Genomic DNA, 26747 nt, shown 5'->3' with positions numbered 1-26747 from the left:
ACGTCGACTCTCAGGTGTGGTTGACGGTGCCGAGCCTGCGCACGCGGCGCAGAACCCGGGACAACAGCAGGGCCCCGACCGCGTGGCCGGACACTCCGAGGGCAGCGACGACGGCGACACGCGCGGACGGGTGCGCCACGGCCCCGGCGCTCAGCGCGGACCGCAGCAGGCCGGCGCTCCAGCTCAGGAACACCGCGTGCCCCACGGGCCGGACCCACAAGGGCAGGGTCGACAGCGGCACCAGGACGCCGCTGAGCAGGTACAGGGGGTAGGTGAGCGTGTTCTGCACGATGCGCGCGGAGGGCATCAGGACGAACAGGGACGACAGGATGCTGGCGGTGCCGGCCATGGCCAGGGCGTTCGCCAGCAGTGCGAGGACGAGCACGACGGGATGGGGGACGGCGATCCAGCGGCCGAAACCGAGACCCGCGACCAGCCACGCCTCGGCCATGGCCGTGACGCCGAGCAGACTGACGGCGAAGATCCGGGCCAGCACCACCACCGACAGCCGGCCCGGTGTGGCGATCACCGCCTCCAGGGTCCCCTGACTGCGTTCCTCGGTGATCACTTCTCCGGCGACGCCCAGAGCCAGCGACCACTGTCCCATCAGGGTCGGCGCGACGACGGCGTAGGCACTCAGATCGTGGCGACCCGCGTACTCGGCCGTGGACAGGAAGACCGCGGTGAACAAGGGGGCCGTGACCCACACCTGCAGCGTGCCCGGTGAACCCGGCGCCAACCGCAGCTGGAGGCGCAGCGCGGCCAGGAAGAGGCGCATCAGGTCACCGCCATCCCCCGCCGGCCCACCAGGTGGAGGTAGACCTCCTCCAGCCCCGGTCGCGCCGTGCTCACCCGGTGGACTCCGCCCTCCGCCAGCACCCCCAGCACGCACGAGGTGGCCGAGGGCCGTTCCGTCTCCACCCTGAGGTGCCCCTCGTCGTGCTGTACGGCGACGACGCCCTCAAGTGCCCTGATGCGCGGAATGAGTTCCCCCGGCACGTCGTCGGCCACGACGCGTTCGTAACGGGACAGCAGCCGGCCGACGGCGTCGGTGTCCTCGGTCATCATCAGCCGTCCGCGGTCGATGAGGGAGACCCGGTCGCACACCGCCTCGGCCTCGGCCATGTCGTGCGTGGTCAGCAGGACGGTGCGGCCCTCCTCCTTCAACTCGCCGAGGAGCGTGCGGAAATCGAGGGCCGCCACCGGGTCCATGCCCACGGTGGGTTCGTCCAGGATCAGCACCCGGGGGTCGCCGACGAGGCCCCGGGCCAGGTGCAACCGCTGTTTCATGCCGCGGGACAGCGTGTCGACCCGGGCGTCCGCGCGGTCCGCCAGACCCACCCGGGACAGCATTTCCTCGGCACGGGCCCGCAGCCGGGCGCGCCGCAGGCCGTACATGGCGCCCCAGAACCACAGGTTCTCCCGCGCGCTGAGTCGCCCGTACAGCCCGCGCTCGCCACCGAAGACCAGTCCGATGCTGCGCCGGACGGCCCGCGAGTCGTGCGTCACGTGCCGCCCCAGCACCCACGCCTGCCCCGTGGTGGGCTCCAGGGTGGTGGTGAGGATGCGGCACAGGGTCGTCTTGCCCGCCCCGTTGGGACCGAGCAGTCCGTGCACCTCGCCGGCCGGGACGCGCAGGCTGACCCCGGTGAGGGCCGTCACCTCCCGGTTCCCGCGACCGCGCCGGTCGGTGTACGTCCGGCTGACGTCCTCGATCACGATGGCGTCCATCATGGCCTCCTGCCAGGTGCGCGCCCGCGGGCACGCCGGGGGATCGGATCGTGTTGCGCCCGCCTCACCACGGCCTCTCCCAGAAGCAGTGGTCGACGGACCAGTCACCCGATGTCAGAGCGCGCAGCACTCCTTCGGCGTGCCGCGCGCCTTGGGGTTCGTAGGGGTGCACCACGTGCCCGCACAGGGCGCGCCCCCCGGTGGCCTCCGCGATGGCGGCGACGAGCGCTGCGGTCGCCGCCCGCCGGTGCCGCGGGTCGTCCACGAGGGTGTCCACGAGTTCCGCGAACTCCTCACCGGTGACCGCGTCCCGCTCGTCCACCAGGACCGTGCCGTGTCCCACCGGCACGCCGTCGACCTCGGCGATGAACGAGCGCCGGCCAGGGCTGGCCATGATGTCCGCGACGCCGGCGTGGTGCGGGTCGACGTCCTGGCCGGGGTAGGCGTTGCGGAACGCCTGGACCAGCCAGTCGTGCACCCGGGCGTCGTCGGCCGAGGTCGCCGGTCGTACGGCCGGACCGCCCCCGGCAGCCGGCGCGGGCCGGGACCGGCGCCGATGACGCACGTAGGTCAGCCGCGGTCGCCACGGCGGTGGCAGTCGCCGATCGCCCACGACCCGCAGCAGCACCGCGTCCGCCGCGGGGCCGCGGCCGTGCAGCGCACGCACCAGTGCCTCCAGGGCGTCGGCGGACGCGGGAAGCCGCGGGTCGCAGTACTCGACCAGCACCTGCTTGCGCCCCGTGAACGGGTCGTCGTACCGGTCGGCGACGAAGCACAGCCCCGTGGCCTCGCCGACGAGGCCGGCGTCCGCCGCCTGCCGGAGGTACTCCTGTACGGCGCTCACCGTGCCTCCGGCCGGACCACGGCACGCAGGCCGCGCAGCACGTGCCGGGCGGCTTCACGCAGATCACCGGCGTTCACCCCGGCGAGCGCGTCGACCTCCGCCGCCGGCGACCAGCCGGCCGGACCGCCGCTGCGCATCGCGAGGAAACGGGCGCACTCCAGTGGGGTGTCGACGGAGGTGAGGATGCGCATCTGCGCCTGCCGCCGCGCCGCGGCCAGGTCGTCCGGCCCGGGCCCCTCCGCGGCGATCTCCTCGAGCGCCGTGCGGATCACGTCGATGGCCGCTTCCCCGTTGCCGGGTTCCACGCCGGCCAGCACGCGCCAGGCCCCCGTCTCCCCGTATCCGCGGTTCCACGACTGGAAGGCGTAGGCGAGACCGGCTTCGCCGCGCAGACGGCGGTAGAGCACGGACGACGGGCTGGAACCGAGCAACTGCGCCAGGACGTTGAAGTGCGGCCGGCGCGGGTCGTGGTTGCCCACCGACCGGGCACCGACGCAGACCCAGGCGAACGTGTCCGGCCAGCGCGCCCCTTCCGGCGCGGGCAGCGCGGGCAGCGCGTGCGGATCGCGGGTGGCGGTGCCCAGGCGCGTCAGCGTCCGCGGGTCGATGCCGGCGGTCACGGGATCGGCGGAGGCCGGCACGGAGGGACCGACCACGATGAGCGACAAGGGGGCGGTCAGCAACCGTCGCGCGTGCCCCTCGGCCAGCGATCCCACGTCGAACCGCTCGACGTCCTCACGGAGGCCGCCCACCGGCCGCCCGAGGGGATGGTCCGGGAAGACGTGCGCCAGGAAGGCGTCCTGGACGACGTCACTGGGATCGGCGGCGGCCGCCGACAGCTCCTGGAGGACGGCCGGCTTCTCCCTCGACAGGGTCTCCTGGTCCCAGCGGGGCCGGAGAACCGCGTGGTGCAGCAGGCCGGTGATTTCCCCGGCGTCGTCGGCGTGCACCTGTGCGTAGAACAGCATCCGGTCCAGACCGGTCTCCGCATTGGCGTGGCCCCCGAGCCGCTCCACGTGTTCACTGAACGAGGGGACGGCTCCCACGGGAGCCGACATCAGGACGTGTTCCAGTACGTGGGCGAGGCCGCATTCCCCCGGGGGATCGTCGCGCGAGCCGTACTTGGAGGCCAGGCAGACGGTCGTCGTGCTCAGCCTTTCGTCGATGAGCGCGAGGACCGGCACCGGCCCGTCAATCGTCTTGAACTCGTACACGAAACACGCCTTTCCAATAAGTCCAGACAAGGGAATGCCGCCGCGCACAGGCGGCGGCATTCCGGGTCAGGCCGTCATCAACGGCTCTGCGGCTTCACCTTGTCGAGGCGCGGACGCAGGAGGGAGGAGTGATTCATCGTGGTTTCTCCTTCGATTGGAGGTGAGGGACGATCAGGACTGTAGGTCGCTCTTTCGGGAGGAGCAACGGGTCTTTCCGTAATCCGCACCCCGGTCCGCACCCCCTCCTCGAAATCCCCGGGCCCCGAACCCCGGGTTTTCCGTAATCCGCATACCGCTCCGGAACGCTCGCGCCGCCGGGCTACGATGCCCGGAATTCGTCGGCCCGGGGCAGCGCGGAACGGAGTTCACCGGGTGCGTGCCCTTTCGCCCCGTCTCTTTGGTGAGGTGTACATGGAGTTGTCGCTGCGGACCGTCCGCGAGGTCATCGGCGTGGCCGCGGACGTCCGGTTGGGTCTCGTGCTGGAGAAGGCCGCCCGGCGCGAGCACCGGCTGGCCGGCACCGTGTGCTCGCTCGCCGCGGCCGAGGGGCACCGGCTGGGCGAGCTCGGCGAGGCGATGCTCGGCATCGAGCGGGCACGGCAGCGGGAGCACGACCGGATCACCGCCCTGGCGCGGGGGGCCGGCCGGGCCGAAGTCCTCAAGGGCGCCGCCGTGCAGGCCCACTACCCGACGGACGTGCTGCGCAGCAGCAGGGACGTCGATCTGCTGATGCCGGACGAGGACGAACTGTGGTCGGCCGTGGCCGCCATCGCTGCGGCCCGGCCCGTGGACGAGGCCCGGGTGAGCATGATCGTGAGCGGTGGTCGGCGGCACTGGGGGGTCGCCCTGAACTGGCCGTCCCCGGAATCGGACCTCGACCACGTGTACGCGGTGGAGTTTCTGACGGCCGCCTTCGTCGGCGACTCGGCAACCGTTCCTCTACGGGCCGGCGTACCGGACAATCCGGTTGCAGCGCATGTTCTGCTCATCGCCGAGGAACTCTTCCAGCAGCCGCTGCGCGGCCGGGACGTGGTGGACGCGGCGGTCCTCCTCGCCGCGTTGACGGAGGAGGACGTGCCGGAACTGCGGCACGCGGCCGTGCGGTGGCTGCTGGCCCCGGAGGTGCGGGATACGGCCCGGCGGGTGAACGCCGTGCCCGCCCTCGCCTCACCGGCGTCCGTGCGCCTGGCGGAGGACCTCACCGCCGACGCCGAACGGGAACTGTCCCGCCGGAGGGGCGCGGACGCCGGGGACGGCGACCTGGCGCGCGTCTTCTACGGCTTCCCCCTCGGCGCCGCCCTGCGCAGCGAACACACCGTGGTGGAAGAGGACCCGAACGTCACCGTCGTACGGTGCCCGGTCGGCGGTTACCTGATGGTCGACTCGCTCTCCGTGCCGGCCGCCTCGGTGCAGGCCGCGCTCGACCGCTATCCCACGGCGGTCCTTCCCGAATGACGGCACCGGGCGGTCCGTCCGTTCCGGTTCCACCGACCTGGACCGCGCGACACCCGTAGGGTTTCCCACGGGGTCCCGTCCGGGAACAGAGGACGCGGATCGGCCGTTCCTCCGTCCGGGAAGCCGAGCTGCGCGAAGCCGTCGCACGGTGGCCCGCTTCATCGTTGACGGAGACGCCGGCTGGGCACCTTCCCCAGCCGAAGCGCAGGATCACCGGGGCGAGCCGGTCCCTCAACGGCGCCCCGGGGTCCGGGGCGTACGGTGCGGGGGCCGGTCGATCCGTGGAGTTCCCCCGGGGCGTCGGACACTCGGTGCTCGCGCCGCGAGGACGTGTCCTTGCTCGTGCCGCTGTCGGGTTTCCAGCGGTGCGCGGCGGCCCCGGTCCGTGGGAGCCGGGCGGTGCGGCCGGCTTTCGGGGCGGCGTCGACGGTCGCGCCCGCGGTGCAGCGACCGCCTGCGACATGGGCGCTCCTGCACGGCCGGAACGCCGGAGGCGCCGCACGCCCCGTTCCGGCGCGGCGGCCGTGACCCCGTTCGGACGCGCGGAGACGGCCGCGAGGTGAAGGGCGTGTCGGCAGGGACCGCCGACGAGTGGCTTGACCGGGGTGAAGTGCATCCGACCCCGCTATGCCGGGGTCCGGCCGTTTCCGCGGTCACGGCCGATTCGTTCCGCGGGCAACGGCGGCCGGGGCTTCACCGGCTGGTGGTGATCTTTTCGATGACCGAATCGGCGAGCGTTTTCAGCGTTGTCTCTCCAGGGTGAGGACGGCTTTGGCGATGACGGTCAGGCGGTGGGGGCTGCGGCGGGCTCTGCGGAAGATCCGCCAGGACTTCAGGCGGGCGACTCCGCGTTCGACGGGTGCCCGGGCGGCGGACGGGGCCCGGTTGACCGTTCGCCCGGTGGGGGTGGGTTCGCCGTTGGGCGGGCGGCGCTTCGCGGTGGTGGCCCGGTCTCCGGCACCGGTGTAGGCCATGTCGGCGAGGACTGGGACGCCCTGGCGTTCGCAGATCCGGATGATCTTGTGGGTGCGGGCGGCCGTCAGGTCGTGGGTCCGGCCCGGCAATGTCGGTGAGAACCGCAGGACCTCGCCGGCGGGATCGGTGACGACCTGCACGTTCACACCGTGCCGCTTGTGCTTGGACGAGTGGTCGGCCCGTCCGTCGCCGACCCGGTCGCACTCGGCCGGGGTGCCGTCTACGAGGACGTGGTCGGGATCCGTCTCCCGCAGCACCTTCCGCAGTCCTGGCGCCTTGTCCGCCAGGTGCCGCACGACGCTGGTGACGTGGGCGTGGGTGGTGCCGACGGATATGCCGAAGCCCGCGGCGATCTGCGCGAGCGTGTCGTGCCGCCGGAGGTAGGCCAGAGCGACGAGAGCACGCCGGTGCGGCGCGAGTTTGCAGCGGCGGCCACCCTCACGGGTGACGATGAGCATGGTCACCCACTCGACCAGAGCGTGAGGCAGGTCGAGTGCGGCAGGATAGGGAACCAACGAGGCTCCCACGCTGATGAGTTGAGACGTCGAACACCTCCCTCAACGGCACGGGAGTCTTGTGTGCTGCGGGCACCGGCCCCGTTACCCATCCACTGGCCACTCTGAAAAACCTCAGTGATCGCGGTGTTGCGGAGGCCGGCCATGACGCGGGGTGCGTTGCCGGTGCGGACCTGGGAGCGGTCCTCGTCGAAGGTGACGTCGCGGACCCAGTGCAGGCGGTCCTCGATCTCCCAGTGTGACTGCACCCGTGTGGCCAGGACTTCCGGGGGTGCGGTGCGGGCGTCCGCGCTGGTGATCAGGTAGACGATCTCGACCGTCCGCCTGCCCTTCCTGGTGACGGTGCGCCGCAGCTGCGCGACTTGCGCGGCCCCGGTGAAGGTGATCCGGGCGGGAACATCGGCGACCTCGATCGTGCGGGTGGCGCGGCGCCCGTGCCCGCGCCCCGTCCTGGTGGCGGCGGGTACCCGGGCCCAGGGCAGCGCCTTGAGCTGCGCGTACAACGACTTCTGGTTGGTCTTCACCGTCAAGACGTAATCGGCGCGGGCCCCGATCACCAGCGTCGCGGTGTCGTGCTGGGTGTGCAGCGCGTCCATCGTGACCACCGCTCCGCCCAGATCGAGGATCTCCAGCAGCTCCCGGGCCGCAGGGATCTCGTTGCTCTTCTCGCTCACGGCCACCTGGCCGAGTACCGCCCCGACCCGTGCGCGAGCGCGGCGACCAGGTGCGGGGCCCAGACACCACCACTGCGTGCGCCCCTCACGGTCTTGCCGTCGATCGCGATCACCCGCCGGCCCGCGACCAGCGCGGTCCGCGTCGCGGCCCAGGCCCCCAGGACGGCATCGAGACGGTCCGCGTCCAGTCGCGCGAACAGGCGACGCAGCGTCGACTCGTCCACCGAACCCCGCTCCAGACCCAGCCGCGCCATGGCCACCGCCCCCGCGTCCCGGGCCCACTCCCCGACAGCCGTGAAACCGCGTGCCCCGGCCATGACCGCGCACACCGCGACCGCGATCAGAGCGCCCACCGGATGACGGACCCCGCGCCGCCGACGCGGATCGGGCATCCGGCCGAGCAGATCAACAAGGAGCTCGTGATCCGGGACGGACGTGCGAACAGGTGCACAGATGCGGGACGATGGCATGGCGCGGGCGTTGTTCCCTGGTCGGACAGGAGGCGTGGGAACCTCCATCCAACCGGACCCGAACGCGCCCGCGCACCTCACTCACCCGAAAAACCCCACGTCACAGGGCTGCCAGCGACTTTGCCGGAGCCCTGGGGGGTGCGCATGGGGCTGCCGGTGGCCACCCATAGCGTTCCGGTCAGATTCCGTATCCTGAGCTGGCCCTATTGATCTTTTCGTAAGTTCGGTAGGCGTGGTGGCCTGGTGGGAGGGAGAGCGTCGGGGGGCTTATCGATCTTCGTCCTCTGTGGCTGGTTCCCCTATTCCTCCTTTTTCCTCCTTTGCCGCGGCCGCAGTTGGCGGAGGCGCGTCGTGTGCGGGCGGTCGAGTTGTTTGAGGGGGGCGCCTCGAATGCGGAGATCGCGCGGGCGGTGGGGGTCTGTGCCGAGAGCGTGCGGTGGTGGCGGCGAGTGCGGGAGAAGGGTGGTGCTTGGGCTCTGCGTCGTCGTGCGGCCACCCGTGGTCCGCCCCCGTTGGGTGACGCCCAGGTCGAGACGGTCCGGACCGTGTTGGAGCGGGAGGCCCGGGCCCATGGTTTTGGGGCCGACCTGTGGACCCCGGGACGGGTCGGCGTGGTGGTCGAGCGGGTGACGGGGGGCGTCGCTGTCACCCATGACCAGCAGTTACGGGACACCGTCCGACGCCCATGCCGTGAGGTGCCGGTCGTCATCCTTCCCGCGAGGAAGGACGCGAGCGACCGGCCCCGCCAGTGTCCCGCGCGGTCACCGAGCTCCGCAGATAGGCACACATGTCGCCCGACCAGCGCAAGGGGCGGCCGTCGGCGCGCATCGCGGAGGACAGCCATGCCTCGTCGGCGTGGTCGACGAGGCCGAGGCCCTCGGTGATGCGGCTGGTGAACAGCGCGTCGGTGTGCCCTGTCACCCAGGCGATCGGCTTGGCCAGGCCGTGTGCGGTGATGGTCGCTCTGACCGCTTCCCGGTCCGGAACCGGCATACGGCTCCACTCCCTGAGGACCTCGGCGAACTGGGACAGGGCAAGGCCACTGTCGCGGGTGAACCGGTCCAGCCACCCCTCGCGGAAGAGATGCAGGCAGGTGAAGAGGAAGGCGTGTTCCGCGGACAGTGCGGGAAGGTGACGGTCGTCGTCGATGGGCAGCACACGTCTGGCATCCAGCACCTCATCCATCGGTACCTGCCAGTCACTGCTGTGCCAGGTGAGGCTGTTGGCCACATCGAGGGCTATGAAGGGCACCAGGGCGTCGGGTCCCGGCAAATGGAAGTGAGGCAGGTGGTCGGGTGAGAGCTGGTACACGCGCAGTTCGCCGCGGGAACGGGGAACCAGGCTCCCGGTGGCATGGTCCCAGCGGCTGTCGGGCACGTATCCGATCTCAATCAGTGCCGTTTGCAGCGCGGAGCGGTCCTCGGGCGCGATCATGAGGTCGATGTCATTGAAGACGCGGGCGTCACTACCACCGTACAAGGACCAACGGGCCACTACGCCTTTGGTCCACGCCGCCCGGATCCCGGCCTGTTCCAGGGCACTGGATACCCGTAGGGCTTCCTTCGTGAGCACTGTGGACCGGTGCTGATTGGCGTGCAGGAAGGTCAGCAGCGGATAGCGCAACCGGGCGGGAACGGCCTCCTGCAGTCCGTGCCGGGTGACGAAGTCGGCCAGAGCCGCGATGAGCTTGTGTCGCATGGCCTGCTCCACAAGGCGTCCGTGGTCGAAGCCGGGACGGGTGAGCAGATCGGCCCGTTCGTCGGGTTTGTGGTCGCAACCCTGAAGTTGTGCCACCATCACCAGCACGTTCCAGACATCGGGGTCCGCGCCGGGAGGCATCGGCTGCTCCAGTGGCTGCGATGAGGAGTCCGGGCGCACCACAGAGGGTGTGGTCATGTTCTCTCCCTGGTCATGCGGATATCGGCTGGTGGTTCGGGACGTCACAACAGGCGGACCGAACGGTCCAAGAGGGTCAACGCGCCGTTTGCGGTCCACAGACGGTCATTGGAGTAGTTCAGCGCGGCCGAGCGTAGGTCCCGGAAGGCCCGTTCCAGCGGGAGCGGGGAATCGGCGCTGTAGCCCAGGGACAGGCCGGCCAGTTGCATCATTCGGTCCACGGCGGTGAACGAGAGCTCGGATGCGGCGAGTTTGAGGGTGTTGAGGTGGATGCGCACGGCCGGCGAGTCCGGAGAACCACCGGACGCGCGGATGGTTTCGATCTCCTGCCGGACCGTGCCGAGGCAGGCACTGACGAGCTCCAGGTCCAGTCGTACCCGCGCCAGGCGTTCGCGCAGTAGGGGGGAGGAGGTGTCTTGACGTGGATCCCTGCTGATGTGGCGCAGGAGACCGGAGAAGACCGTGCGTGCCGCACCGAGCCAGCAGGCACTCCAGGCGATGTGTCCCACGGGTACCGTGCTGTCGGCTGCTATGGCACGGAAGCGACCCGGTGTCCCGAGAACGTCATCACGGCGTACCGGCCCGCGCAGGTGCAGTGGCCCGCTGTGAGTACCCCGCATTCCCAGTGGGTTCCACCGGCCGGTGGAGACGACCTCCAGATCCGCCCGGTCGGCGTAGACCAGGGACACGGCATGCTCGGCGGCGTCCTCGGAGGCTCTCATCGTGATGAGGAAACCCTCGGCGTGGGCCCCGCCGGTGACCACGGGGGCGGTGCGGTCCAGTAGAACCGTTTCACCCGCGGAGTCGCTGTCCAGCAGCGCTTCGTCCGCGGTAAGCAGGTCACCACCGGTAGCGGCCTGCGTGGTGACGGACGCCAGATAGACGTCGCCTGCAGCGACGCGGGGCAGGACCTCGGCCCGCAGCCGTGGGGTGCCGTGCCGTACCAGGGCATCGACCTGCTGGCAGTGCATTGCCCAGATCATCGCCGTCGACAGGCAGCCGCCCGCCATCGCTTGGGCAGTCGTCACCAGTCCGGCCAGGTCACCCCCCATGCCACCATAGGCTTCCGGCACCAGGTAACCGAGATAACCGGTGCGGCGCAGCACTTCCAGGCTCTTCACGGGGAAGGCCGCCTCACGGTCCACTTCGGCCGCGTGCTGGGCGAGCGCGTCCACCACCTGGGCCAGTCGGGTGGCGCTGTCGGGGGGGTGGCTGTCAGACATCGAAACTCGTCTCTCTGGGGCACATTTCCAGGCGGCGGGCCGACACCAGGTGACCGTCGTCCAGCACGATTTCGGTGGGGGCGGGGTGGCTGAGAAAGCCGAGGAGGCTGGCGGTGAGGCCGTAGGCGCCGGTGTTGGGTACGGCCAGTAGCTGCCCCGATTGAACGCCGTTCAGCGCGGCTGAAGTGCTGAGCACGTCGAGGGGCGTGCACAGGGGGCCCACCACGGTCACCGCCTCGTCGGTGGCCGGCTCGACAGGGGCGGGCGTGGTGCCGGCCGGACCCAGTGGCCGCAACTGGGCGGCCGGAGCCCTGAGCCGGCCCAGTCCCGACATGCCGCCCAGTGCGTTGACGCCCGCGTCCACGACCACGAAGGTTCGGCCTCCCGACCGTTTGACGTCGATGACGGTGGTCAGCAGAGTGCCTGCGGTGGCTGTCAGATAGCGACCCGATTCGAAGAGGAGGCGGGGCCGCCCTTCCCGCCAGCCGGGAACATGCTGGTCCAGGGTGACTGTGAGACCCGATGCCAGCAGTGGGTGGCGGGGCAACGGGCCCGGGGAGGCGAACGGGGCGGGGAAGCCGCCGCCCAGGTCCACTGTCTGAGGGGTGAATCCGGCACGGTTCGCCGCGTGTGCCGTGACGGTGATCGCTTGTTGCAGTTCCTCCAGCAAGGCGTCCGGCGTCACGAGGTTGGTCGCCGAAAAGGTATGGGTCCCAACGGGCCGGATCCGGCCGGTGGGCCGGAACATCTGTGACAATTCGTCCACAGCCGTCACATCCGTGCCGAAGGCACTCGGACGGCCGGTCATGCGCAGCCCACCGCGCCGGCTGCCACGCGGCCCGTGCAGGCGCACCAGGTAGTCGGCGTTCCTGCCGGTCGCCGCGCAGGCTTCGGCGAGCCGGTCACGGTCCCCTGGGGACTCGACGGAGAAAAACGTCACTCCCGATTCCACTGCGGTCCGCAGTTCCCCCGGGGTCTTGCCCGGCCCCGTGTAGAGCAGACGATCCGGTGCACAGCCCGCGTCCAGGGCGGCGCGGAGTTCGCCGGTGGAACTGATCTCGCACGCCAGACCGAGCGAGACGAGCTCGGCGACCACTCGCGGATGGGGGTTGGCCTTGACCGAGTACAGCAGGTCCGATCCCACGGGAAGATCGGCCACCAGCGCCGTCGCGGCATGGCGCACAGCGGCCAGGTCGTAGACGTACGCAGGAGTGCCGAAGCGGTGTGCCAGGTCTGTCAGCAGCGCGTCATCGACGGTCGTCGGCCCCGTTCGGACGGGGGAACGGTGTGGGGCCGGGACGTTCATGGCACATCCTTGAGCGAGGCACGGAGAGCGGCTTTGTCCACCTTGCCGTTGGAGGTCTGGGGCAGCGACTCCACCACCAGGCAGCGGTCAGGGGTCCGAGCAGGGCCGAGCCGATCGGCCAGGGCCTGTAGTACCTCACGAGCCGGGCGTTTCGTAACTGCCCAGACGGTGAGAACACCGTCCTCGGCCGGCGGCACGGCAGCCGAGGCCCTCACCCCTGGGACGTCCAGCATCGCGGCCTCCAGCTCCTGGGTGCTCACGCGCCATCCCCGGCGCTTGAAGAGGTCGTCGGCGCGGCCGACGAAGTACAGGCGCCCAGCCTCGTCGAGATAACCGCGGTCCCCGGTGAAGACAGCGTTCCCGCAGCCGTCCGGCGCCGTCCGGAAACGGCGTGCCGTTTCTTGTGGCGCTTCCCAGTACCCGGCCATGACGTGCGGCCCGGCCGAGACGATCTCGCCCGTCCTGCCTGGGGGGAGCCGGACCCCTCGATCATCGACGACAAACAGCCGCGTGCCCGGCAGTGCTCTGCCCACCGTGCCGGGGTGCTGCAGGTCCTCGTCGGGTTCGGCGACAGTGATGCGCTTGCATTCGCTCATGCCGTACATGCACACCAACGCGGTACCCGGGAACGCGGTACGGAGCCGGTGTGCGTCTGCACCGACCAGTGCAGCACCGGTATTGGTGACCAGGCGTACAGAGGTCGGGCGCGGGTCCCGTGCCGCCAGTCTGCTCAGCAGTCCGGCCAGAGTGGGAACGACAGGTACGACCGTTGCCCCGGCCTCACGCACCAGCGCGAGTTCACGCGCAGAGGCCTCCGCGGCCGGCAGGACGAGTTCCGCTCCGGCCGCGGCGCACAGAAATACTTGGTAGAGGCCGTAGTCGAAGGACAGCGGCAGGCGGTTCCACACCACGTCCCGGGAGCCGTAACCCAGTCGGCCCACGATCGCATGCACGGCGAAGGCCATGGCTCGATGCGGGCAGACGATGCCTTTGGGGCGCCCGGTCGAGCCGGAGGTGTAGAGCAGCAGCGCGATGCTGTCCGGGGTGACGGGCGGGCGGGGGGACCTGGGTGCGGCGCCCACTGGGCAGGCTCCGGCCACCTCGTCGGACGTCACCGAGGTGATACCGGCAACCGTGGCTGCCGCCCCGATGTCAACCCGGTCGGTGACCACCAGGGCGGGACGGGCATCTGTGAGCAACCACTGTGCCTCGTACACGCTGATCGCACCGTGCGTCGGAATGACTGTTGCGCCGGTGCGCAGGGCGCCGAACAGAGTGCGGACGAAGGCCGCGCCGGCCGGAAGAGCCAGCAGGATCCGAACACCGGGGGCCGCGCCGAGTGCGGTGAGCGCGTCCGCCGTTCCTTGAGTGGCGCGGGACAGCTCTGCCCAGGTGAAGGAGGCGTCCGTGGCGCGCAGAGCCGGTCGGCCGCCGTGTCGTGCGGCAGCGGCGTCGAGCAGGGACACCAGGTCACCGGGAGGGCCGACGAACTGGCCGGACGTAGTGGATGCGGTCATTGCCTCTCTCGAGTTCCTAGACTCCTGCTGGCGGGCCTTTGCGGCCGGACCGCAGCGATGGCCATCACCCTCGTGATCATTGGTTCACCAGGGCACGATAGGGACCTTCCACGGTGAGCAGTTCGTCGTGCCGGCCCTGTTGCACCACCCGGCCCCGCTCCAGAACGATCACCTGGTCGGCGTCCTGGACCGCGGTCAGGCGGTGGGCGACGACCACCAGCGTGCAGTCCAGGGCTGTCAACCGCTGGAAGACGGCTTGCTCGGCCATCGGGTCAAGGGCGCTGGTCGCTTCGTCGAGAATGAGCAGACGAGGCTGGCGCACGAGAGCACGAGCGAGAATCACACGCTGCCGCTGGCCGCCGGACAAACCTCTGCCGCCTGATGTGAGAAGAGTGTCGTACCCCATGGGCATCGCGGTCACGTCGGCGTGGATGCCAGCGGTTTTGGCTGCTTCCACCACCGCCTCCTCAGTGACGTCGGGTGCGCCCCAGGCGATGTTCTCCCGGATCGTTCCGGTGAAAAGCCGGGCGTCCTGCGTGACGAAGGAGATGGAACGGCGGTAGGCCATGGTGTCGACCGTGGCGAGATCGTGCCCGTCTACCAGCACCCGTCCCGAAGTCGGTGTGTGCAGACCGGCCAGGAGCAGGGCGCAGGAGCTCTTGCCGGAACCAGAAGCGCCCAGCAGCACGGTGAATCCCCCGCGCGGCACTGTGAAGGACACCTCGTGCAGCACCGGGTGCCCCCCCTGGTAGGCGAAGGACACCTGGTCGACAGCGAGTTCGCCCGAGACGGACGGCAGAGGCCTGTTCCCCGTGCGTTCCTGCTGCGCTTCCATGATGTCGCCGAGGCGGGCGAGCGATGCGCCCAGGCCGGAAACCTGCAAGCACACCTGCACCAGATTGGACAGCGGGACCAGCAGGCCCATCGCGAGTACACCGAATGCCAGTACCTCGCCTTGGGACATCTCCCCGTGGGAGATGCGTACTGATCCCACCGTCAAGACGAGCAGGGGGGCGGCCACTTGCAGCGCGGCGCTGAGTCCCGAGGAAAGGGCCAACTGCCGCCGGCTGTGCAGTCGTGTGTTGAGCTCCTGGGTCAGCAGGTGGCTCCAGCGCTGTCCCGCCACCTCCTCGACACCGGCCGACTTCAGCGTCGGCATGCCTTCGAGCAGTTCCGCGAGTTCTGCTTCGGCACGCGACTGGGCCTCGAGCGCATCGACGCTTGCGTGGGCCTGCCGCCTCCAGGACAGCACCAAAATCGCCACCTGCGCGAGAGCCACCGAGATGACCAGCAAGGCGAGCAACCGGTCGGCCAGCAAGAGCAAGGTCATGTACGACAGGATCAGCACACCGTCAAAGACGCTGGTGAACGCGGACACCGACAAAACCTGCCGAACTGCGGAACTGGTACGGATTCGTTGCTGCAGATCTCCGGGACTACGACTGGCGAAAAATTCATACGGCAGCGTGAACAAGCGGTCGAGAATGCCGAGAGTGACCCGTTCGTCCACCTTGGTCTGGATCAACAGGAAAGACAGGAAACGTATGGTGTACAGGACGAAGAACAGCCCGGTCAACATCAGCAGACCGAAGCCGATGTACCCCGCGCCCTGGAGCGACCGTCCCGGTGAAACCCGCTCCACCACGTATTTGGTGGCCAGCGGGGTTGCCAGATTGAAGCCGAGCAGCAGCAGCGAGCACAGTGCGAACGACGTCCAGCGTCGAGTACGGGGCAGGAACAAGCGCAGGTATCGCCAGGGGGTGTCGGAGACGGAGGAGCGTCGTGTCCGGGCCGCACGCCCCGCCACGTCGGGCAGCGGCGGCACGATCTGCAGAGCGACGCCGGTGAAGGACTCGCCGAAGGTCTCCAGTGACACACGGCGGCGCCCGTGCTGGGGGTCGACCAGGTGCACCCAGCGTCCGCGCACGCTTTCCAGCACCACGAAGTGATCGAAGTTCCAGAAAAGGATCGTGCCGGCCGACAGATCCGCGATGCGCTGCAGCGGGACGCGCAGCCCTCGGCCGTGGAAACCGTACGTCCGTGCCACCTGCAGCAGACGGCGTGCGGAGACGCCGTCGCGACCGGTGGCAGTCGCCGCCCGCAGATCCGCGAGCGGCACATTCTTCCCGTGCAAGGCGAACACCATGGCGAGGCACGCGGCGCCGCAATCACTGACCTGGGCCTGCAGGCGCACGGGAACGCGCGCTGGGCGTGTGAAGTTGGGACGGAGGGATCGACTCCTGGGCACGGACTCCCCGGGGGCCGGGCCAGCAGGACGGTGCAGGAGCCGACCGGTCTGCAGGACCGGGCCCAGCTCGCGGGAGGCTCCTCTGGCTGCCAAAGCCTGGCGGCGAAAACGTGAACGGGGAGCCGGTTCCCCGGCAGGCCCGGTGTCGGTCGATGTCACAGTTGCCCCCCGCCGGGGTGGTCGCGGCAGGACCGGGTGCCGAGGGCGAGGTTCGCGGCGAAGGTGTCGGCGTCGCGCTTTGAGTACTGGCGGGAGTCGAAGTGCAGAACCAGGGAAAGCCGGTCGGGCGATTCCTCGATAGCCAGGTCGATGCCATCGCTGAAGTACGTGACCGCCGGCGTGAAAGCCGCACGGGTGACGTGCAAGGTCCCTGTCACAGGGAAGGCTTCCTCGTCGTCGTACTGGGCGGACCGTACAGCCACGGTCCCGCGGCGGCGTTCTGTGCCGTCGGCGGGGAGCCCTGCGCGCGCTGCGCGCATGTCGGCGTCCGAGACGTGACGGTGACGCATCGTCTGCATGATTTCGGCCTTCAGATGCTGGAGGATCGTGTCGGGGTCGTCCGCCCGCTCCAGGAGCAGAGGCAGGGCCATGGCGAACTTGCCCATGAGAATGCTGTCCCGGGGGGCACGGGTGTCGATGGGGACAGAAATTTCCAGGTACCGGCGGCGCTCGCTCCGGAATATTTCATGCGCGAACCGTGAAACGATCCATTGGAATGGTGAACACCGGTGCTGACGGCAGTGTTGCCGCACATCCGCGAGGTGGTCGCCCATCAACTGAATTTTATTCGTAAGCGCAACCGTTTGCGGCTCGGCAGGCCCGCCCGAAACGCCGGACTTCGAGGATTCCTCCCGACCCCGGTGACCCTCGTGTTCCCGGATCACCGCCAACTTGCGTTCCCAATAGGTCCGATTGACCGTGCGTGAGCGTGTGATGGAACGAGTGCGCTGATCAGAGATCGTTCGTGACAGATCGCCGACTGGTTCTGGCGCGGCACCCGGCCGCTCGCCGCTGTGGGCTGCGTAGGCTCGCCAGAGATCCTGTGTGAAGACCTTACGACTCTGGCCGTCACTGGTCAGCCGTGGGAAGTCGACGAGGAGGGCGTGAAGTTGCGGAGTGTAGCGGAGCAACTGGAACCGGAAGGGAAGTTCCCGGGACAGATGCCACGGAGTCGAGAGGGAACGTGCCCGAAGCCGACTCGCGTAGACGGCGAACTGCTCCTCGGAGCGTGCTTTGACCAGGGTGCAGGTCAGTATCCCCTCAGGGGGCGGGGGTGGTGCCAGCCACTGTTCGGGCTCCTTTTCCGCCTCGCTCACCCGGAGGCGCAGCGCATCATGACGGATCACCACGGCGTGCAGCGCGTCACGCAGGTGCATCACGTCCAGCGGGCCGTCGATACGGAAGGATGCCTGCAAACTGGCCACCGCCCGTCGGCCGGATCGCAGGTACCGCAGTTCCTGCTCCTGAGCGAAGGACAGTGAGAACCGGGCGGGAATCTGGTCGGTGGATGCGTCGGTATCCGTTCGCGCGGGTTTCACGACTTTCACAACTTCCGCAAAAAGGGGCACGGAGGAGGGGTGGGCGGGGGGAACGTGGCCCGGTGCATTGCCCGTACGGGCCGCAAGAGCGGCCCGTACGGGTACTGCAGTTACACCTGATCCGTCGGATCAGCCGCAGTTGAGAGCCGGAACGATGGGCGCGAAGCCACCCAGAACGTCGTCCAGCGCCTCGTCGGAGATCGCCTCGATGTCGACGACCTCGAACATGTTGTTCTCCATAGGTAATCACTCCTTTGATTTTACTGGGGAGGGGTTTCCCTCTTGCGAAACCAAATTTATCAGCGGAGTAATCCGCTACGCAAGTCCGGATGGATTTTTTTTCCGCTTCGAAATTTATTGATTCGGATATGCGAAATTGCGCACCACCTTGAGAGGGGGTACGTGATTTCATCTGTTCAACAAGTCATGGAAAGCGAGAAAAAACTCCTGGGGCAGGCAAATGGAGCAGGTAGGAGCAGGGCCGGCGGCAGGGGAGGAGCGGCTACGGCTTGCGGCAGGCCAGAATGGTTACGTCCGAGTCCAGGCCGAGGCCGTCCTCGTCCATGGTGGCGGAGTTGAGTACCGCGTGCAGCAAAGCATCGCCCGTGCTGGAGTCGAGCGGCTTGCCCTTGTTGAACCACTCCAGGAAAGCCCGCTCTGGGTCGGTGAGCTCGTCGTAGTGGTTCGCGCGGGCCGACAGGGGTACTCGCAGTCGCTCCACCACCCGGGTCTCGCTGAAAACTGCGCCGTGGCGGCGCAACGAGTCGGCGACCTCCCCGCTGCGCCCGGTCGGCAGTTCGGTGCCGTGGGTGGCACGCCAAACCTCGCGTTGGAGCCGGTGCAGCAGCGACTCGCTGCTGGACAGTTCGATGACCAGGATGCCGACAGGTGACAGCAGGTCAAGCAGGTGCTCGTTGCACCGGTGCAGTTCGTGCGGCGTGCCGTACAGACTGTGAAGACTGAGTACGCAGTCGAACTGGCCGACGGTCGCCGAAGTGAGCTCCTGCATCCGGCTGGGGGAGTAGACCTGCTCCCCACTCAGGTCGGTGGTGTTGGCGCGCAGTGAATCCAGTGCGACGCGCGAGGGGTCCACCCACAGAACACGTCGGGGTTGTTGCCCCAGCCCGCGCAGCAGGTCGAGAGTGCGTGTGCCGTCTCCGCACCCGATGTCGGCGAGCGTGCGCACCGGCTCCGGGTGGCGGGCGATGACCTGGCGTACGCACTGCTGTGCCGCGCGAAAGTCGAAGTGATCTGCGATGTTCATCTTCCATCGCCAGTCCACATCATAGTCAAGTGGACCGTTCCGTGAGGTGTCCAATGTCGGAACCTTCTGTGAGACAGGGTGCAACGACTACTCAGTTGACTAAGTTTGACTCGAGATTCACAATCAGTCAATAGGATCTGTCATTATCAAGGTGGTGCTTCGCCCGGAAGCGTAGTCGGCCGGTTTCACTCGAGGCGGTCGAAAGTGCATCCGGCACCCAGGAGGGTTTGGTACCGCCTCATCCTCGAACGGAGAAAATTCATGGACAACCGAGAGATAAGCACGATCGTGCGCGCCCAGGTGGAGGAGCTCATCGGAGTGCCCGCAGATTTCGACGACGGTGACCTGCTCGCCGACCACGGCCTCGACTCGCTCAGCGGCGTGGAGCTCACTCTCCGGCTGGAGGAGGTTTTCGACGTCACCTTCGAGGACGAGGAGCTGTCCTTCGACCATTTCGCCACAGTGCGTGACATCGTGGGGCTGGTCAGCGGAAAGAAGGCTTTGGTCTAGCCGCGGCCGAGGCCGGCTGCTCAAGGTGGAGCGGCCGGCCCCGCCCGCTCATGGGATCTGACGGCCTGCAGCGGCGCGTCCCGATGTGGCATCGAGGAGGAGCAGCACCTGCTCGGTCAGTTCGCTCACCGACCATGTCGACGAGTCCGCCGTGTACAAGCGGTGCCGCTCCGCCAGATGACGGTAGCGTTCCAACAACAAACGTTGCTCGGGCAGTTCCTCCGGACGCAGTGCCTGACCACGTGCGGCCTCCCGGGCAATGACATCAGGCAGATCCGCGGAGCACACCACCGTCACATCGGGCAACTTCAGACGATCGTGATAGGCGTCGGGCAGCAACGCCATGGCGGACACAGTGTGACGGTCACAGACCACCACCGCATTCTCAGCGTGAGCCTCCTCAAAGCCCCGGAGCAGGTCGACGGCCAGTTCCGCCAGTTCCGAGTGCCGGCCCTGCCGCCACAGTCGCACCAACCGTGCGCCGCTCCCGGGCGGGTAGGGGCTGGTGAAAGCTGCTCCCAATGCCTCGGCCACCGCGCGGCCGAGAGTCGTCTTGCCGCACGCGTCGTGTCCGTCGAAGGCGATGACGCGTCTCATCGCGGACCGACTCCATCCATCGTCGGGGCGCTGTCCGCACAGGAGGCCAGCACGGCATCGACGGCGCCCGCAGCCTGTGCCGCTAGGATGCGCAGGGCGTCCTCCGATCCCGGCTCCGTTTGCCAGGCACGCACGTGTGGCAGGAAGCCCAGGCCGCGCGGGAAGCCCGGGCCGGTCACCGGGTGCAGGATCTCCGGGCCGGCGAATGCATCGGGAATGTTCGTCAGTACGCATCCCAGAAGCCGGATCCGCGGGCCCAGCACGTTGGCGATGCCGGCCAGTCCTGCCGCGTGTCCGGTACGCTGCGCGTTCGCGGCGACCACCACTCCGGCTTCGAGGACCTCCACCGCCGTCGTGTTGGCCACATCCTCGGGGACGTCGGCTACTCCGCCGGATCCCTCGACGACGGTGAAGTCGCACGACCGGGCGACCCGGCGGGCCGCGTCCTGGATCTCCGTGGTGGCCACCTGGCGGGACTCCGTCGAGAGGTCCGGCAGCCAGACGGTGTCGCTGCCCAGGCGCCGCACCGTGCCGAGCGGGTCGCCGTGCAGGCGAAGAAGCCCGGTGTGCTCGTCGGTCAGATGGAGAACGAGTGGGTTCATGTCGCTGTGGTACCGGACCCGGGCGGCCCGGCAGTGTTGATGCACCGCCGTCTCGTCCTCATGCCGCTCCAGTACGGAAACCGCTTTGAAAGGGGCGGCGCGTACGCCTCGGTCGTGCAGCGCGCGCAGGGTCGCGTAAGACAGGACACTTTTGCCGCTGCCCGAGCTCAACCCCAGGTAAGCCAAGGCGGGAAGGCCGTTTCCAGGCGTGCTCACGTCTATTCCTCACCAGACTCGGTCGTTATCGGAAGATCGGGAAGTCGAGGCGTCTCGGCAGGGGTGATCAGGAAGTGGCACGTCGGGACAACCGCACTTCACCCATGCGCACAGGGGACGCACCGTGCTCCTTCGTGATCTGCTCCAGCAGTTCCCGCTCGTGCCACGTCTGCGTTGTGCCGTCCCGGTCACGCACGGCAAGAGGTCCCCCGGCCGCCTCGCGGGGGCCGATGACGGCGACGAAGTGGGTCCACTCTTCGGCCGCCTTGCGCACCTTCCAACTGATGGTGTGGTTGCGGTCGTCGACGTCAGTCCTGACCCCGGCCGCGCTGAGCCGACGTGCCAGGGCGACTGCCTCGGCGACCGAATCGTGGTTGACGGGCATGAGCCGCAATTGCACGGGAGCGAACCACAGCGGGAACCTGGCCGGGGTGCTGCCGGAGGCTTGTGCCGCGGCGACCAGCAGCAGCCGCTCGGGCGAGGACAGCGACGTGTGCAGGACGACTGGATAGGTACGCGGACCGTGCGCGCTGCCCGTGGTCAGGCCGAAGCGCCGAGCGTTGTCCGTGTCGAACTGCGTGTTGAAGGTTGAGTAACCGGAACGAGTGACTATTTTGTGTTTCATGTCCCAGTAGTGCCGTCGCCTGGAGAGCACCTCCACATTCAGCGGCCGTCCGGTCCTCTCGCTCAGGCGGGCCAGGAAGTCCGTGCGGGCGTCGAGGGCATCCTCGGTGAGGGTGAAAACCAGTTCTGCCTGATCCGTCCAGTCACCGATCAAGTCGAGTTGGGCCATCACCAAACGCTCGTACTCCAGCAGCGCCGACTGTTCGTCGCTGCAAATGGCGTGGTGGTCATGAAGGGTGAACTCGTCCATGCGGCGCACGCCCTTGCGCTCCCCGCTTTGATTCAGGCGGAAGCAGCGGCAGGTTTCCCAGAGCCTAAGCGGGAGCCTGGAGGCGGGCACATGGCGGCCGGACAGTACGGAGAACAGCCCCGGGTCCGCGTTCCACCGTAGGACCTGGCGTCGTGCGCCGTCGGTGAAATACAAACGATCAGCGAAGGTGCCGGCCAGCGTTTGCAGCGGTGAGCCGTCCTGCCAAGGGTAGAGAGACGGGGTTACCACCTCGTCCCCCCACAAGCGGTCCGTGCTGGCTCGCCGGATCCACTGCTCGGCGAGGTTGAGGGCAGTGGATCCGGCGCTGGTCCATACGAACTGGGGACCGTCGCCGGACCCGTGTTCGATCCAGCCGAGGTGCCGGGGCAGTGCGGCCGGTGCGGGGCCGGACTTCGCTTCCGAGTCGCGCGTGTTCAGCCGACCGTCGGGGGTGATCACAAGGTGGCGTACGGATATGCCAAGGGTATGTCGATCCCGAAGCGTGGGCATCAGTGCCGTCCTTGAGTGGGGATATGTCTCGGTCGCGTCCGTCCCGCATCGGCCGGCGGCTCTCAGGAGCCGGCGGGCAAGAGATCCGCGAAAGCGAGTTCGGTGGAGATGTCACGCCGCCGCAGGGCGGTGCTCAACCGCTCGAAGAGTTCGACACGGGGCTGGGCGGGGATTTGTCCGCCTTCTCGCAGCCGCACGCCGAGCGAGCCGGATTCGGCTTCCCTGCGGCCCAGAACGAAGACGTAGGGAATCTTCGCCGTGCGCGCCGTGTGAGCCCGCGCCGCGATGCTGCCGCGTCCCGCGTGCAGGATCTCCGCACGCAGGCCCAGCTCCCCCAGCTGTTCGCGCAGTTCCGCAGCGTGGCTCTCGAAGTCCTCACCGACAGGGATGATCGCCGCCTGGCGCGGTGCAAGCCACGGCGGCAGAGCGCCGCCGGTGTGCTCCAGCAGGATGCCGATGAACCGCTCCATGGAGCCGTAGATCACCCGGTGGATGACCACGGGGGTACGGTCCTGCCCGTCCCTGTCCACATAGGTGCAGCCGAAGCGTCGGGGAAGCTGGAAGTCGAGCTGGATGGTGCCCATCTGCCACTCACGGCCGAGGGCGTCCTCCATCAGGATGTCGATCTTCGGTCCGTAAAAGGCGCCGTCCTTCTCGGCGACTTCGTACCCTGCGGGACCGGCGTGGTGGTCGAGGACCTCGCGCAGTACGGATTCGGCGCGGTTCCAGGTCGCCAGGTCCCCGACGTAGCCGTCGGGCCGCGTGCCCAGCCGGAGCCGGTAGGTCAGGCCGAAGGTGTTGTAAAAGAGATCCGCGATCTCGAAGATGCGCGCGTACTCCTGACCGATTTCCTCTTCCGGCAGGAAGATGTGCGCATCGTCCTGCCGGAAGGCCTGGACGCGGAGCAGGCCCTGCAATGTGCCGGAGCGCTCGTTACGATGCAGCACATCGCAGTCCGACAACCTGATGGGCAAGTCACGGTAGGACGTCGTGCGCCGGTTGAACACCACCATGGCATTCGGACAGTTCATCGGCTTCACGCCGTACGTGGAATGCTCGTCGGTGGGTATCACAAACATGTTGTCGACGTAGTGCTGCCAGTGCCCCGAGGTCTCCCACAGGCTCTTCTCATTGACCAGCGGGCTGCTGATCTCCTGGTAGTCGCGCCGGTCGTGTTCCTCGCGCCAGAAGCCCAGCAGCCGGTTGTAGACCCGCAGACCGTCCGGCAGCCAGTACGGCATGCCGGGTGCGGTCCGATGCATCATGAACAGGTCCAATTCCCGCCCGAGCTTGCGGTGATCGCGTTTTTCGGCCTCGGACAGTCGCCACATGTGGACATCGAGCTCCTCCGCAGTCTCCCAGGCGGTGCCGGAGATGCGCTGCAACATGGGGCGAGTCTCGTCCCCCCGCCAGTAGGCACCGGCGACGGACGTCACCTTGATCGCGTGCGGGTCGATGTCGCTCGTACGGTCGACGTGCGGGCCGGCACACAGGTCCTCGAAGTCGCCGTGGCGGTAGGTGGTCAGGGTCGGGGCAGTGTTGTCCTGCGCCGGCAGACCGTGCTCGTCGAGTGTGCCCTTTACGATGCCGTCGATGATTTCGATTTTGTAGGGTTCGTCCGCGAAGAGTTGGCGCGCTTCTTGTTCGGACAGCTCACGCCGGACGAACGGCAGCCCTTCAGCGATGATCTGGCGCATCCGCTCCTCGATCCACCCCAGATCCTCGGTGGTGGCTGACCGGGGAAGCTCGAAGTCGTAGTGGAATCCGGTCCCCGTGGCAGGTCCAATGGCCAGGTGGACCGGACCTTCCGGCGCGAATCTCTCTCGTACGGCCTGCGCCATGATGTGTGCCGCGCTGTGCCGGATCCGCTTGAGCTTTTCATCCATGGTGAACCTGATCCTCGCTGGGTTGAGGTGCGACAAGGCGTGTGGGGGTGGGTGTTCAGGGCCGGATTTCCAGGTGCGGCACCGAAGTATCGAGTTCGGCCCGTGCGCCGAGGGGCAGGGTCAAGGTCGGTTCGGTGTGACCCAGATCCGCGTCGGCGATGACTGGTACCCCGGGGGGCACGTGGGTCAGCAGAACGCGATACAGCTCGGCACGTTCGTGTGCCAGGTAGCCCCGGGGGCGTCCGACGAGGAGTCCGGTCACCCTGTCCCATCCCCCGCTCTGCCCGAAGGCGTGCAACAGAGTGTCGACGCCCGCGGGCCCACCGAGCTGGGACTCGCTCCACCGTGCGCCGGGCAGTGCGATGTCCAGGGCGAGCACCACGTCACCGCGGTGCAGCAGTGACCACGCAGGCAGGGACCTGACGTACCAGACCAGGACCTCAAGACAACCGGCAAGGAGGGTCCCCCGGGCGATTCCCGGGCGCAGGGTGCGCCAGCGCACCGGTCCGGTGGACGGCCGGTGCTGATCCTGAGCGGGGGAGTCCCAAGGGGCGTCGATCGGCAGCAGTTCCTCCGTCCACCGACTCGCCGGCGCACAGTGCAGCGGACTGCCGGACCAGGCGGCGAGGAGCCCGTCGCGTGCTTCCGCGAACGGCATCGGTTCCTCGGCCAGTCCCATGCACAACATCGGGCCGTAATACATGGGGACTTCAGTCGCATGGTGTGCCCACCACAACAAGGTTGTGATGTCCGAGCCCCCCTGCAGGACGGTGGGCCGGTCCGCCAGCGACCGGGCATCCAGGTGCGGCAGGAGGCTCACCGCCGCGTTGCCCCCCATGGTTGCCAGGGCCAGCGGGATGTCCGGGTCCTCGATTGCGGCCATCAGGTCGGCCGCTCGCTCCGCTGGTCCCGGTCGGCGGTCGCTCACCGCGGCGGCCGGCATGACCTCAGGCCTGAATCCCTGACTGCGCAGCCAGCTCAGACCACTGCGGAAACGTCGCGGAGTGGTGATCATCGACTGGTCCGCGGGCGAGACCACGGCGATACGGGTTCCCGTGACCGGGCGGGGTACCACGACGGCAGTGGTTGGGCCGCCCAACGTCGGCGCCATGCCGTGCGAGGTGCTCATACCGCCATCCCCTCTGTTCGCAGTCACATTCTCAGTAGCGGGCGGTTGCACCATCGCAGCGTTGTGACAAGTGAGTCAAGTTGAGTTGACTATACACTGCACGAGCCCTTCCTTTGAACCTGCGGCGCCGCGGGTTGAATGAAAGGAAAGTCCGATTGGCTCCTTGTATTGGAAAAATAAAAGAAGGTGGCTGAAGGTCGTCCGCAACCCCCACTGCTGTCCGTCAAGGCATGCTTCGTCCCGTTCGGGGGAATGCATCGAAGTCGTGAATAGGGATGTAATTGGACAAATTGGACTGGTGGAGATGATTCGCTGCGGTGTTCGATGAGTCACGGAACAACTTCTAGTGACCGCAAGCCTTGACTCTCTAGTCAATTACGTGAGTCACTATCGGTTGTCGGGTTTGGAGGGGGTCGTCGACTCCGCCGACCGTGCCCACCGACGCTAAGCGTTGTCCCGTAACTCGGGGCACGGCTGGCAGGTCACCACGGCCGGATCGACTTGTCCGGTTTCACCCCGACTCGCGATCTCGACGGGATTCCGGCCAAGCGGGTTGAACCGGACACTGGCAAGCCGTCTCCAGAGTCACGGGACAGCCTTTAGGAGGAGTAATGAGTGGAGCTCTGGCGCCGGAGCAGGTCCTGCATCTCCTCGACTACCTGACGTGGTTTGAAACCCCCGCGCAGGATCGCTGGTGCGAAGCCGCCGAGTACATTGGCCGCCGGGTCGACCACTTGCCCGCGCCGTCCGCACAGGCATGTCATGCCACCGCCAGTGCCTTCCGTCCCGGCCGGCTCTACCGGGCAAAGTACGACCTGTTGACCGTGCTGCACCCGGACGACTGGCTCGCCTTCATGAACATGGGTTACGCCGGAACGCGGAGTCCCATGAGCGACGATCAGGCACCGGAGCGCCGTATCCGATCCCTCGCCGCAGGACTGTACCGTCGGGCGATCGGCGAAGTACCCATGACGGGCGCTGAAGTACTGGAGGTGGGATGCGGCCGCGGCGGCGGAGCCGCCCTGGTCGCCGACGGTTACCCGGTCCGGTCCGTCACTGCGGTGGACTTCTCGCTGCGCAGCGTGGAGTTCTGCACCCACGTGCACCGGAGGGCACCGGTGTCCTTCGTCTGCGCGGACGCCTGCCGACTGCCCTTTCCGGACAGGCGCTTCGACCGTGTGCTCACGGTCGAGACGACGCACTGCCTCACCCGTCCCCAGTCGTTCTGGGACGAAGCCCGTCGCGTGCTGCGTCCGGGCGGACTAGTGGTCCTCGCCGATGAATGGCCGGCGGACCGGGTCGAGGAACTCGACGCACAAGTGGAGGCGGCCGGACTGCGGGTGCTGGAGCGGCAGGACATCACCGACGGCGTCCTCCGCTCCCTCGACCAGCTGCCCCGGCATGTCGACGCGCTGCTGTCCGCCCTGCCCGAAGGGCCGGTGAGGCGGATGTACCGCCGCTTCTACCGCCAGCGGGTCGGAGGAGATTCCGCGAACCTCTACCGCTCCGGACGCTTCGTCTACCTGCGCGTCCTCGCCGGACGCCCCTGAGAC

At 68.3% G+C, this 26747-nt stretch carries 22 protein-coding genes; 3 read left to right on the top strand and 19 right to left on the bottom strand.

Annotation, left to right across the window (positions count from 1 at the left end; all coding sequences use genetic code 11):
* Window positions 1-10: 10 nt before the first annotated feature.
* The 4 genes from QQY24_RS06235 to QQY24_RS06220 form a co-directional block, all read right to left on the bottom strand.
* A complete protein-coding gene (locus QQY24_RS06235; RefSeq protein ID WP_301971661.1) occupies window positions 11-778 on the bottom strand; it encodes an ABC transporter permease in 768 nt (255 codons plus the stop codon).
* Window positions 778-1734 (bottom strand): ABC transporter ATP-binding protein, encoded by a 957-nt coding sequence (locus QQY24_RS06230; protein WP_301971660.1) that lies wholly within the window; start codon window positions 1732-1734, stop codon window positions 778-780. The genes QQY24_RS06235 and QQY24_RS06230 overlap by 1 nt, the downstream gene beginning before the upstream one ends.
* 61 nt (window positions 1735-1795) lie before the next feature.
* A complete protein-coding gene (locus tag QQY24_RS06225) occupies window positions 1796-2575 on the bottom strand; it encodes a hypothetical protein (protein ID WP_301971659.1) in 780 nt (259 codons plus the stop codon).
* Entirely contained in the window at window positions 2572-3789 is a 1218-nt protein-coding gene (locus tag QQY24_RS06220; protein WP_301971658.1) for a pitrilysin family protein, read from the bottom strand. Before QQY24_RS06220 ends, QQY24_RS06225 begins: the two co-directional genes overlap by 4 nt.
* Window positions 3790-4200: 411 nt before the next feature.
* On the opposite strand from QQY24_RS06220, the gene QQY24_RS06215 reads away from it, so the two are divergent.
* Entirely contained in the window at window positions 4201-5244 is a 1044-nt protein-coding gene (locus QQY24_RS06215; protein ID WP_301971657.1) for a hypothetical protein, read from the top strand.
* A 740-nt stretch (window positions 5245-5984) separates the two neighbouring features.
* Here QQY24_RS06215 and QQY24_RS06210 read toward each other — a convergent pair.
* The 10 genes from QQY24_RS06210 to QQY24_RS06165 all read right to left on the bottom strand — a co-directional run bounded on the left by QQY24_RS06210 (window position 5985) and on the right by QQY24_RS06165 (window position 18870).
* Entirely contained in the window at window positions 5985-6734 is a 750-nt protein-coding gene (locus tag QQY24_RS06210) for a transposase family protein (RefSeq protein ID WP_301971656.1), read from the bottom strand.
* On the bottom strand, window positions 6680-7408 hold the full coding sequence (locus QQY24_RS06205) for an ISAs1 family transposase (protein WP_301971655.1): 729 nt from the start codon (window positions 7406-7408) through the stop codon (window positions 6680-6682). The genes QQY24_RS06210 and QQY24_RS06205 overlap by 55 nt, the downstream gene beginning before the upstream one ends.
* Window positions 7405-7761, bottom strand: a complete 357-nt coding sequence (locus QQY24_RS06200; RefSeq protein ID WP_301971654.1) for a transposase family protein — start codon at window positions 7759-7761, stop codon at window positions 7405-7407. The genes QQY24_RS06205 and QQY24_RS06200 overlap by 4 nt, the downstream gene beginning before the upstream one ends.
* An 822-nt stretch (window positions 7762-8583) precedes the next feature.
* Window positions 8584-9774, bottom strand: coding sequence for a nucleotidyltransferase family protein (locus QQY24_RS06195; protein WP_301971653.1), 1191 nt, complete (start codon window positions 9772-9774; stop codon window positions 8584-8586).
* 44 nt (window positions 9775-9818) lie between these two features.
* Window positions 9819-10952, bottom strand: a complete 1134-nt coding sequence (locus QQY24_RS06190) for an acyl-CoA dehydrogenase family protein (protein WP_301971652.1) — start codon at window positions 10950-10952, stop codon at window positions 9819-9821.
* Window positions 10953-10989: 37 nt separating this feature from the next.
* Window positions 10990-12303, bottom strand: a complete 1314-nt coding sequence (locus QQY24_RS06185; RefSeq protein ID WP_301971651.1) for a type III PLP-dependent enzyme — start codon at window positions 12301-12303, stop codon at window positions 10990-10992.
* Window positions 12300-13820: a class I adenylate-forming enzyme family protein gene (locus tag QQY24_RS06180; RefSeq protein ID WP_301971650.1), complete on the bottom strand. Its 1521-nt coding sequence runs from the start codon at window positions 13818-13820 to the stop codon at window positions 12300-12302. The genes QQY24_RS06185 and QQY24_RS06180 overlap by 4 nt, the downstream gene beginning before the upstream one ends.
* Before the next feature lie 76 nt (window positions 13821-13896).
* A complete protein-coding gene (locus QQY24_RS06175) occupies window positions 13897-16014 on the bottom strand; it encodes a peptidase domain-containing ABC transporter (RefSeq protein ID WP_301971649.1) in 2118 nt (705 codons plus the stop codon).
* Window positions 16015-16223: 209 nt separating this feature from the next.
* Window positions 16224-17636, bottom strand: a complete 1413-nt coding sequence (locus QQY24_RS06170) for a condensation domain-containing protein (protein WP_301971648.1) — start codon at window positions 17634-17636, stop codon at window positions 16224-16226.
* A gap of 472 nt (window positions 17637-18108) precedes the next feature.
* A complete protein-coding gene (locus QQY24_RS06165) occupies window positions 18109-18870 on the bottom strand; it encodes a bifunctional 2-polyprenyl-6-hydroxyphenol methylase/3-demethylubiquinol 3-O-methyltransferase UbiG (RefSeq protein ID WP_301971647.1) in 762 nt (253 codons plus the stop codon).
* A gap of 261 nt (window positions 18871-19131) precedes the next feature.
* Between QQY24_RS06165 and QQY24_RS06160 the strand changes: the two genes are divergently transcribed.
* Window positions 19132-19380 carry an acyl carrier protein gene (locus QQY24_RS06160; RefSeq protein ID WP_301971646.1) on the top strand — a complete coding sequence of 83 codons (249 nt, stop codon included), beginning with the start codon at window positions 19132-19134 and terminating at the stop codon, window positions 19378-19380.
* A gap of 48 nt (window positions 19381-19428) precedes the next feature.
* On the opposite strand, the gene QQY24_RS06155 is transcribed toward QQY24_RS06160, so the two are convergent.
* From QQY24_RS06155 to QQY24_RS06135, 5 genes are all read right to left on the bottom strand, one after another.
* Window positions 19429-19977 (bottom strand): hypothetical protein, encoded by a 549-nt coding sequence (locus QQY24_RS06155; protein ID WP_301971645.1) that lies wholly within the window; start codon window positions 19975-19977, stop codon window positions 19429-19431.
* Window positions 19974-20795 (bottom strand): hypothetical protein, encoded by an 822-nt coding sequence (locus QQY24_RS06150; protein ID WP_301971644.1) that lies wholly within the window; start codon window positions 20793-20795, stop codon window positions 19974-19976. The genes QQY24_RS06155 and QQY24_RS06150 overlap by 4 nt, the downstream gene beginning before the upstream one ends.
* 67 nt (window positions 20796-20862) lie before the next feature.
* Complete coding sequence (locus tag QQY24_RS06145; RefSeq protein WP_301971643.1) at window positions 20863-22179, bottom strand: His/Gly/Thr/Pro-type tRNA ligase C-terminal domain-containing protein; 1317 nt, start codon at window positions 22177-22179, stop codon at window positions 20863-20865.
* Window positions 22180-22241: 62 nt separating this feature from the next.
* Window positions 22242-24065: a threonine--tRNA ligase gene (gene thrS, locus QQY24_RS06140; RefSeq protein ID WP_301971642.1), complete on the bottom strand. Its 1824-nt coding sequence runs from the start codon at window positions 24063-24065 to the stop codon at window positions 22242-22244.
* A gap of 55 nt (window positions 24066-24120) precedes the next feature.
* Window positions 24121-25176 carry an LD-carboxypeptidase gene (locus QQY24_RS06135; protein WP_301976162.1) on the bottom strand — a complete coding sequence of 352 codons (1056 nt, stop codon included), beginning with the start codon at window positions 25174-25176 and terminating at the stop codon, window positions 24121-24123.
* A gap of 629 nt (window positions 25177-25805) precedes the next feature.
* Between QQY24_RS06135 and QQY24_RS06130 the strand changes: the two genes are divergently transcribed.
* A complete protein-coding gene (locus QQY24_RS06130; RefSeq protein WP_301971641.1) occupies window positions 25806-26744 on the top strand; it encodes a class I SAM-dependent methyltransferase in 939 nt (312 codons plus the stop codon).
* Window positions 26745-26747: the final 3 nt, after the last annotated feature.

Origin of the sequence: Streptomyces sp. TG1A-8, from assembly GCF_030499535.1 — a bacterium.
Taxonomy (GTDB): Bacteria; Actinomycetota; Actinomycetes; order Streptomycetales; family Streptomycetaceae; genus Streptomyces.
Note: the sequence above shows the minus strand (reverse complement) of the source record. Positions and strands in the feature narration are given on the sequence as shown.